We start from the raw sequence: 3,605 nt of genomic DNA on the forward strand, positions 1-3,605 counted from the left end.
CCCGCAGTAGGCGGCATAGCAGCCGACCGCCTGCGCTCAATAGTCGAAAGAGTCGAAAGGCTGGAAGAAGAGCGCAAGGGCTTGGCTGGCGACATCAAGGACATTTTCACGGAGGCGAAGTCTGCTGGCTTCGAGGTGAAAGTCCTGCGCCAGATTATCCGTATTCGTAAGCAGGATCCGGATGACGTGGAGGAGCAGGAAACGCTGCTGGATATCTACCGCCGTGCGCTGGGGATGTGACCATGAAAATAGCATCTATTGACCCCGGTGCGGGTGGCGCAATCGCAATTCTGAACTGGAAAGCGCAGATTGTGGAAGTTCTGGACATGCCCATTGATTATGTGAAGGTCGGCAGGACCACCCGCCGGGTGATTAACCCCGCCATGCTGGCCGCTCATTTGCGCGCTCACGCACCCGACCACCTGTTTGTGGAGAATGTTTCAGCCAGACCCGGTGAGGGTGCTGTGGGGGCGTTCTCTTTCGGGCGTGGACTTGGCGTTATTGAGGGCGTCTGCGCTGCTGCTGGCATCCCCCTGACCAAAGTGCGGCCTCAGGATTGGAAGAAGGCTTTGTCCTGTCCAGCCGATAAGGGAGGGGCGCGCAGGCGGGTTTGCGAACTGTTCCCCAAGGACGTGGCGCTGTTCTCCCGGGTGAAAGACGACGGGCGGGCGGAAGCCGTCATGATCGGCCTGTTTGGCATCCGCGCCATGGAGAACATGGGGATACCGGCATGAAAAAACCTCACCATGCAATGCCCGGGCGGTCAGACGAATGGTACACGCCACCAGAGATATTCCAAGCAATGGGTGTGGAGTTTGACTTAGACCCTTGCCAGCCAGAGGAGGGGCGGGCGTTCCTGTGCGTCCCTGCAAGTCATTACTATACGGCGCAGCAAGATGGACTGATTTCCCCATGGCATGGCTTCGTGTGGCTTAATCCTCCCTTTGGTGGTCGGAATGGTGTTGTGCCATGGCTGCGCAAGTTCATGGATCATGGGGACGGCATTTGCCTTGTGAATGCCTTGACCAGTTCAGGATGGTTCCATGACTGGACGCATTTAGCAGACGCTATGCTGTTCCCGCGTGGAAAGACCAAGTTCGTGCGCCCTGACGGAACGCGCGGCGCATCTCCTGCCAATGGTGTGGTGCTGCTGGCATGTGGCCAGAGGGGAGTAGCTGCGCTGGAGCGCGCTCAAGCCAATGGGCTGGGGATGCTGGTGGCTTCGAAATCTTTCGAGGTGATGGCATGAGAGCTTCCGGATATGAGCGCCATGCCGATGATTGGTATGTTGAGCCTGCATGGTGCGTGGATGCGCTCATTCAGGCCGAGCGCCCCTTTGTAGGGAAGGTCATGGACCCATGCTGCGGGGGCGGGAACATAGGTTCTCGCCTGATGCGGGCCGGAGCCTACACGGTCAATACCGATATTGTGGATCGCGGGGGCGGGCCCGTCGATATTATCGCTGATTACCATGAAACGATCCCCACCGTTGGCCCTACAAGCATTGTCAGTAATCCCCCCTATGGGCATGCGCAGGACTTCATAGACATGTCCCTGCACCATACGACTGACCGTGTGTGCGTCCTGCTGCGCCTTGCCTTCCTCGAAGGCGTAAAGCGCCGTGCGTGGTTTTCTCAAAAGCCTCTGGCCCGCGTGTGGGTTTGCAGCAAGCGCGTGTCCATGCCGCCGGGCGGTTCCGACATACCCGCAAAGGGTGGTGCCATAGCGTACGCCTGGTTTATTTTTGAGCATAAACATTCTGGGCCGCCGGTTGTTGGGTGGCTGGGGAATGAGGGGGCAGCATGAGCAAAATCAAGACATGGATGCCCGTTTATATCGGTGATTATTTGGCCGATACCATGCGCCTTTCTACCCTCCAACATGGGGCATATTTTTTGCTCATGATGGAGTACTGGCGGCAAGGCCCTTTGCCTGACGATATGGACGAGCTTTCTGCTATCGCCAGAGCAGATCGGAAGGCTTGGGACAAGTCTATCTGGCCCACGCTTAAACACTTCTTTTCCAAGGGAGAAGATGGGCTTTTGCATCAGAAGCGCGCGGATATTGAGCTGGAGCGCGTGCAGTCTATCAGCAACAAGCGCCGTGAAGCTGTCGGACAAAGGCGTGACAGAACCAATGCAAAAGATCAACAAGACGACAACAAAAGTTCTACAAATGAAGATACAAATGTATCTGATTTGAACGTACAAACTGCAAACAAAGAGGGGGATACGCGCGCGGTATGCGCGTCCGCGTTACAATCACAATCACATAACTCTCTTACGCTATGCTCCAGAGAGTTGGAGGCGCCTTCGGCTTCTGCCGCGCCCCCAAAGCCCAAATCTCGCGGAACCCGATTGCCAGACGACTGGGGGCCAACAGATGCTGACCGGGGCTTCGCAATCGGTCTTGGCCTGAACCCCACAGACATTGCCCCGAAGTTCGCCGATTGGTGGCACGCCCAACCGAACGCCAAGGGTGTGAAACTGGACTGGGCGGCTACGTGGCGGACCTGGTGCAGGCGTGAAGCCGAGCGTCAAGGAAATCCCAAGCCCATCCATGGGAAACCACAATCCCCACTCTCGCAGCAGTTCGAACGGATGCAACGCCAGTATGGCGATAGGACGGTGGCATGACCCAGATTTCGCACTACGCCGGGCAGCGCGTCCCGGCCATTAGCCGCGCCCTCCTCGGCGCAATCGACACCCGCGCCGTTGAGCGTGTCGGCCCGTCCGAAACCGAGCAGGAACGCCGGGACCGCCTGCGCCGCGGCGATGCAGCGCCGGGTTTGGTCATCTCGCTCGGACCGAAACCGCAACCGTCCGGGGCCGTGGTGGCCGAGGCCAAGCGCATCCTGCCCGACCTTGAGCGCGCCATGGAAGCGATGCCATCCGACAGGCTGGGCGTGGAGGTTGATCGTTTCCTCGACATGCTGAACGCAGCCGTGGCCAACCCGCAGGACGAGCAGGCGCTCCAGATGCGCAAGATGGCCGTGGTCATGGCTTGCGAGGGGATGGCCGCCATCGTGTGGACGCCCGACACGCTGAGGCTGGCAGTTCGGCGGTTTAAGTTTTTCCCCGCGGCTGCTGAGTTCGTGGAGTTCATGGAGGACCAGCTTGCCCCGCTTCGCTCCCGACTGGCCGGTGTGCGGATGGTGTCCCGCTGCACTCCCCGTGAGGAGCCTATTCGCGAGCCGAAAACACCAGAGGCCCGTGAGGCTGTGCGGAAGAAGGCCGCCGAGGCAACAGCCCGCTTGCAGGCGCAATCCGCCGAGGAGGAGCGCATTCGGAGGTTTGGGGCATGGACGCCGGATGGGGCTGAGGGGCTGACAGGCCGCGCCCTTGCTGCCGCCCTCAAGCGTGCACTGCCCGACCTGTCGGGAGACCTTCTGGACGTGACGCGGCAGAGGATCGAGGTTTTGGAGCGCGCCGCGTCTCTGGCTGCGGCTATGGGCATCAATACGCCGAAAGAGCCACGAGGATTGGCGGAGAGTGCTGCGAAGTCTCTCCATCGGTAATCGTTATGTCTGGACGTTAGAGTGCGCTGTGCGCGCATTGTGGAGGATTTTAGGGGTATGTGCGAAAAGTGCAGAGAGTTGCTTTCTC

At 59.4% G+C, this 3,605-nt stretch carries 6 protein-coding genes; all 6 read left to right on the top strand.

What is annotated here, in order from left to right; translation table 11 throughout:
* Positions 1-240 (top strand): DUF2312 domain-containing protein (locus tag HNR55_RS16470; RefSeq protein ID WP_184382793.1); only part of this gene is annotated, 240 nt, incomplete at its 5' end.
* Between the two features lie 2 nt (positions 241-242).
* Positions 243-734 carry a RuvC family protein gene (locus HNR55_RS16475; protein WP_166115743.1) on the top strand — a complete coding sequence of 164 codons (492 nt, stop codon included), beginning with the start codon at positions 243-245 and terminating at the stop codon, positions 732-734.
* The gene (locus HNR55_RS16480) at positions 731-1,249 is read left to right on the top strand and encodes a DNA N-6-adenine-methyltransferase (protein WP_198911923.1); all 519 of its coding nucleotides are present in this window, start codon (positions 731-733) and stop codon (positions 1,247-1,249) included. The genes HNR55_RS16475 and HNR55_RS16480 overlap by 4 nt, the downstream gene beginning before the upstream one ends.
* Positions 1,246-1,806: a hypothetical protein gene (locus HNR55_RS16485; protein ID WP_166115745.1), complete on the top strand. Its 561-nt coding sequence runs from the start codon at positions 1,246-1,248 to the stop codon at positions 1,804-1,806. The genes HNR55_RS16480 and HNR55_RS16485 overlap by 4 nt, the downstream gene beginning before the upstream one ends.
* A complete protein-coding gene (locus HNR55_RS16490) occupies positions 1,803-2,636 on the top strand; it encodes a YdaU family protein (RefSeq protein ID WP_166115747.1) in 834 nt (277 codons plus the stop codon). The genes HNR55_RS16485 and HNR55_RS16490 overlap by 4 nt, the downstream gene beginning before the upstream one ends.
* A gap of 152 nt (positions 2,637-2,788) precedes the next feature.
* A complete protein-coding gene (locus HNR55_RS16495) occupies positions 2,789-3,517 on the top strand; it encodes a hypothetical protein (protein WP_166115749.1) in 729 nt (242 codons plus the stop codon).
* Positions 3,518-3,605: the final 88 nt, after the last annotated feature.

It is taken from the genome of Acetobacter lovaniensis, from assembly GCF_014207635.1.
GTDB lineage: Bacteria > Pseudomonadota > Alphaproteobacteria > Acetobacterales > Acetobacteraceae > Acetobacter > Acetobacter lovaniensis.

Bases quoted from the DNA above. Each gene is read 5' to 3' on its own strand.
- HNR55_RS16475 (WP_166115743.1), top strand. From the start codon at position 243: ATGAAAATAGCATCTATTGACCCCGGTGCGGGTGGCGCAATCGCAATT.
- HNR55_RS16480 (WP_198911923.1), top strand. From the start codon at position 731: ATGAAAAAACCTCACCATGCAATGCCCGGGCGGTCAGACGAATGGTAC.
- HNR55_RS16485 (WP_166115745.1), top strand. From the start codon at position 1,246: ATGAGAGCTTCCGGATATGAGCGCCATGCCGATGATTGGTATGTTGAG.
- HNR55_RS16490 (WP_166115747.1), top strand. From the start codon at position 1,803: ATGAGCAAAATCAAGACATGGATGCCCGTTTATATCGGTGATTATTTG.